Genomic DNA, 5,665 nt, shown 5'->3' with positions numbered 1-5,665 from the left:
CAGTTAAATAACAACATAGTACATTTACCCCCATCAAAAAAATGAGAATATGGAGGGTTTATTTTAGCATGGCTTTTTAACTATTGTGTTTTCATACAAAAAAGCTGCCTTAAAGACAGCTCCGATCTTCAGCTAACGCACCCGTTAGTTGAACAAGGCTTTTACCTTCTTCCTCAATTTTTCAATTTCTTCAATCATTAGTTTCGGTTCTTCTCCAAATGTTGTCTTCCCTATCTCTTTTTCCTCAAACACCTTATAATCAATCAATGTCTCCCAAAAGTGTTCTGCTCCATCTAAAATGGATTCTAAAAACTCTTTTTCAGGCAATACTGCTTGTGCAAAAACCTCAACAGGTTCCCAATCACCAACAATAGAGAACTCCAATAAATTGTTGTTTATTGAAACTAACTTCATAAGATATGGATCGATACCATAAAGCCTTTCAACGTTCTCACCGTCTAAATATTGCTCAATAGCAACCATATAATCGGACCATAAATCTAATCCACTGGGAACATCGACTCCTACCACGACCTGATTGTTATACTTAATTGTTATACGCATTTGAATGTGCTCCGGAGTAAATTTTCGATGGTCAAAAATTTCTTTTAATTTTAAAGAATCATCTAAGGATGCATAACTCTCTTCACCTTCATTAGTTTTTTCTAGAAATGTACTTATTTTAAACATCATTAAACCCCTATCAGAATAGTCTATTCTTTATTATATCTTAATGACTCAATAAACCTGCCCCGTTAGTTCTTTAAGGAAACGATCCTTATTAAAGGAACCCCCCATTGTTGAAGACCGAGAACTTCTGTATCCTTGACTGATAAATCCATTGAGAAATTGATATAATTCTTCTAATATCAAAAATTGTACATTCTAAAAGCCGCCTATAGGCGGACTTCTTATGGCGCTAGCCTGTATTAAACAGAAAACAATTAGGAAAAAATATTATTCTTCTGATGGGCTAACAAATAAAGAATCGGTTTGAGAAATTACACATAGCTTTTTTCCTTCTTTTTCATAGATTGTCATTGCCCCTTCTTGTGATTTTTTATCCCACCCCCAAAGTTTAATAACCGTTAAATAATAAAGTGGAAGTCCGTTTTCTTCGGAGGCTGGACCCCATTTATATTCTTCATACATATTTTTATCGTCTTTTCTTATTAATTTGGCCCCTAATGGTATCGGGAATCCTTTATTTATTGCTGATTCACTATAAGATAAGAAAAAATAACTAAACATTGAAACTAAAATAACTATACTAATAATAAGAATAATAGCTTTTTTCTTTCTAAACACAAAAATACTCCCCTTTTTACGGCCCTGAAAGTGCCCCCTGTTATTAATTATTTAATCTCCCTCTATAAATTTTACTTTAAATACAATATTTTAATCCACATATCGGTAATAACCTACTTCAATAATCTGTCCCATTAGCTGTATAAGGGTGATTTTTGTTTGAATATGACAGTACGATAATTTTTAAAATCATACTTTAAAAAGGCAGCCAATTGTCGGCCTTTTTATGAAGCTAACGCACCCGTTAGTTTAAGTACAATATTTCACAAACAAAAAGAAGATGCCTGGTTAAAGCATCGTTAAGACCTAAAGTAATTAATACTACTTCTCAGATATTGCCTTTCTCGCTATTTCTTTATCATCAAAATGAATTGTTTTATCTTTAAATTTTTGATAGGTCTCATGACCTTTTCCAGCTATTATAACAACATCATTTGAAGTAGCCTCTTTGATAGCTTTATATATAGCTTCTTCTCGATCAGCGAGTAATTCATATTGTAATGAATTAGACTTTTTCATTCCTTTTTCTATGTCATTCATAATTTTAATAGGGTCTTCTGAACGTGGATTATCAGAAGTAACAAAAACATTGTTACTGTATCTGCTAGCAATTTTTCCCATAATTGGTCGTTTTCCTTTATCTCTATCCCCACCACAAACAATAATAAGTGCTTTTCCTATTCTAATCTCTAACTAAATAGATTTTGTAAATGAAAGAGGGAAGTCAATAACAAACTAACTAGCAGTGCATCAACTTATTAGGATGCTTTAGAAAACAAATGAATGCAGTGTCTCTGCTTATCATTAATCAGCCTATTCAATCCATTTAAGTCTTTGATGCAATAATCCATCGGAGCCTTTATTTTCTCCTGTGACAAAGTCAGTCATATGGTAGGTTAAATACCCTCCGTACTTGCTCTTGGTGTTGAGCAAAAGCTCATCAACATAATAGATACCTAAAGAAAGGTCATCCAGGATTATGCTCGCCATAGCAGCATAAATGCCACAAGCAACTTGGAAGTACGTGGCGTTTGTTTTGAATTTCGGATATATTTCACTACTTGTCATCACATTATATATATACTTTTCGCTATCCTCGTAAACTAATAGGACACCAACTAGGTCTTCACCTTCAATTTCACCTATATCTGGATCAAGTAATTGTTGATTCCAATCCCAGAGAACGTCTACATTAGCCAAATTATTTCGGATTGATTCCGTTGTATATTCATTTACACGATAAATAAACCCCAATTGCATATCAAATAATTTACCTAATGTAATCACTTCTTCATGTGGCATTAGACAACCATAAAACTCTTTTTGCCCTAACCTTACTTTATACTCCATTGCATATACTTTTTCATAAAAATATTGTGGCAAATGATGATGGACAAACATAGGGTAAGATAATATCGCTTCATCCAGGAAGCATTCGACCGACCAAGAAGTATAGAGTGTGTTAGGTTTGATCAACGTTTTGTCTTTAAAAAAGGAATCGTCATGCTCCACAATGTAGCAGGCTAATGGTTTTCGATCCGGATTTTCGTTTATGAGTTTTATGGCCATCCATTGCACTACACCAGGATTCATACCCGAGCCAACAATCGCCTTCATATTGGTAAGATTTTTTTTGCTATCTTCAAATCTAATATATCGCTCGGTCAATGGGAAACCATATAGACTTTCGTCCTCATCGACCTCAGTGTTCTCGAGGGCTGAATTGATGTAAAAAACACCTAATTCGTTACAGCATTTCATCATCTCAATTGTATCTGCCCATGAAACATCAATGACTACTTTCGTGTTTGTCCTTTTTAAATGTTTCTGAAAGTGACTTACATCCGTGAGATCAAGCTGGGAAATTTTGATTTTATCCGCAAGGTTTGGGAATAATTGGTCGTAATATTCTTTATCCTTTTGTTTAATATCAATTAGGTGAAGCTGGGAAATGCTAATGATGGGGTACATAGGGTCATTTTTATCTTGGGCGGATTGATTTAGTATGGCCAATACCGCTTTTGCAACACCTCCACTGCTGCCTAATATAGAAATGGAAAATGAACTTGTCCCATTTAACATTTCATCACTCCTTTCGCCAATTAATACTGTACGTGAAACATGTGCAATGATTTCTTAAACAATATATGATTCTAATGATCGCTTTGTATGTGCTTCTGTCTATGAATAAGAGAGCTGTTAGAATTAATAATATGAGATTTAGAATAAGTGCTTTTTCAACTAAGCGGGCAGTAGTTGAATAAAAAGGGGGTACACCATTGAAGAAACAAATCTGATTGAAGGTGTATTCGGCATTCAAAAGTTATCGTTTATGGCAGGATGATTTATGAATGTAAAAAAGCTCCCGATTGAGGAACAAAAATAAAAGAGCTTTCTCGTTTTCCAGGGGGGACATTCCGCTGATTGAACTTGGATAAAATACGCGAACGAACGGTCACTTAATCGAAACTGCTGTATATAGTAATAGTAAGTTTTGAGAAAGGGTGAATAGAATCGATGATACATCCAGATACCGAGATTCGGTTTGTCAATGAAAAGATTGGTGTGGGCGTTTTTGCCACAAAAATGATCCCCAAAGGAACGATCATCTGGGCATTGGATGATTTGGACATTATTCTCAAGGAAGATGAAATTGAATCGCTTGATATCGTGCGAAGGGAAATTGTCTATAAATATGCCTACCTCAACGATGACGATTACTACGTGCTGTGCTGGGATCATGCCAGATACATGAATCACAGCTTCAGTCCAAATGTGGTATCGACGGTCTATGAGATTGAATTGGCGTCGAGGGATATTCTTCCCGGAGAACAAATCACATGCGACTATGCTACGCTCGGGTTGGACGAACCTTTTGAGTGTGAACCGGAGGAAGGGACTTCTAGCACCGTAGTGATGCCGGATGATTATCTGTATCGCTATAAGGAATGGGATGAGTTGGCTAGGGAGGCATTCAAACAATTGAATCAAGTAGACCAGCCGTTGCGTCATCTGATTCTACCGGAGTTCGTCGACAGGGTAAACGCGATCGCAGAGGGACGTGCCGAACCAGATTCCTTTCTTACGCTCTATGAAGAGGAGTAAAGGCAACTAAACAACCACCAGGACAGACGGATCTTTTGGTTTGTCTATGTTAATTTTACCAGCTTTTTTTGGCGATCTAGCAAGATGGAACTTGAATCATCAACGTGAGAGTTTAAAACCCAGAAAAGTTCGCACCTCTGACAAGTAGAAAGTGCTAAAAAAGACTATTACTTCTGTTTTCTTAGCTTCCTTCATCGTTTGACGAAACTTTTCATACAGGTGTTCAAAGCCCTCTTTTGATTGATGGACTGCGAAGGCTTTTTCTATCACGCGCCCTCGTTCATCAACAAAACAAGAAGTAATGAACACGCTTGGCAATATCCATCCACAGAGTATTTTCAGTAACTTGATTAATTTTTCATTTCATTTAAACTGGATAAAGAAGTCCTCCTTGTTTGATGCTGGGTCAATGGTCGTTGACACTCATGCATCATACAAGAGGGCTCTTTTACTTTCAAGTCCTCGAACAACCTTCTAACAGGAATGCTGCCCCTTTAGTGCCATAAGAAAAAGCTGCCTTAGAGACAGCTCCGATCTTCAGCTAAAGCACCCGGTAGTTCAACAAGGATTACAGTTTTTATGAAACCCTTTCAACTTAGAGAAAATATCCATTCTGCTATTACTAATAATATCGATGCTGCTATTACTAAGATAAATATAAAAAGAATTATAGCAACAATCATCATTTCTACATTAGTCTCTTTATTATTTGCTTCTTTTCTCATAAGAATTTTCTTTATGATAGCCACCTCATTTCCTTCAATTAAACCTACACTATACATTTTCTATAAATATTATGAATTATCCTTGTTCATCTAAACTGCCCCGATAGTTCCATAAAGAAAGAGCTGCCTTTAAGACAGCTCTGATCTTCAGGTAAAGCACCGTTAGCTCTATTCTGACTAACCACTTCACCAAATGTTCTTTATTAAGCGAATCATCATTCTTGGTATAAACATTAAGATGTTCCAAGCCACTTCAAATAAGATTGAATCCCTAAGCTCAATTAGGATTTCTTTAAAAAAGCCGTTCTGCCTTTCTTTTTTGCATAATTCGCTATCTTTCCGAAATATCCTTCTTCCACTCCCTCAGTTTGATGCGAATATCTCTCGAATGCTCACTTATTCGCAGGATTTCATAACCCTTGATTGTAAGGTCACGTTTAAATGGAGTGATTTCAGGACATGAAGATTTCGTGAAGGCATAGTTAAATAAAGGAGTTGTACAAGAACCCACATTTTACCATATAATG

Annotated in this window: 4 protein-coding genes and 1 pseudogene; 1 reads left to right on the top strand and 4 read right to left on the bottom strand. The window is 36.0% G+C overall.

The annotated features are described in order from the left end of the window. Positions 1-144: 144 nt before the first annotated feature. The 4 genes and pseudogenes from J7I96_RS25155 to J7I96_RS25140 form a co-directional block, all read right to left on the bottom strand. Positions 145-690, bottom strand: a complete 546-nt coding sequence (locus tag J7I96_RS25155) for a hypothetical protein (RefSeq protein WP_214774916.1) — start codon at positions 688-690, stop codon at positions 145-147. A 267-nt stretch (positions 691-957) separates the two neighbouring features. Next, positions 958-1,308 carry a hypothetical protein gene (locus tag J7I96_RS25150; RefSeq protein ID WP_214926257.1) on the bottom strand — a complete coding sequence of 117 codons (351 nt, stop codon included), beginning with the start codon at positions 1,306-1,308 and terminating at the stop codon, positions 958-960. A 321-nt stretch (positions 1,309-1,629) separates the two neighbouring features. Beyond that, a pseudogene (locus J7I96_RS25145) lies at positions 1,630-1,998 on the bottom strand (glutamate ligase domain-containing protein); the annotation flags it as partial. Positions 1,999-2,121: 123 nt separating this feature from the next. After that, complete coding sequence (locus J7I96_RS25140) at positions 2,122-3,390, bottom strand: saccharopine dehydrogenase NADP-binding domain-containing protein (protein WP_214926254.1); 1,269 nt, start codon at positions 3,388-3,390, stop codon at positions 2,122-2,124. A gap of 435 nt (positions 3,391-3,825) precedes the next feature. Between J7I96_RS25140 and J7I96_RS25135 the strand changes: the two genes are divergently transcribed. Then, positions 3,826-4,413 carry an SET domain-containing protein gene (locus J7I96_RS25135; RefSeq protein ID WP_214926251.1) on the top strand — a complete coding sequence of 196 codons (588 nt, stop codon included), beginning with the start codon at positions 3,826-3,828 and terminating at the stop codon, positions 4,411-4,413. Positions 4,414-5,665 lie beyond the last annotated feature (1,252 nt).

This window comes from Bacillus sp. ISL-78 (genome assembly GCF_018613455.1).
In the GTDB taxonomy this organism is placed as follows: Bacteria; Bacillota; Bacilli; order Bacillales; family DSM-1321; genus Peribacillus; species Peribacillus frigoritolerans.
This window is presented reverse-complemented; position numbering and strand designations above follow the sequence as displayed.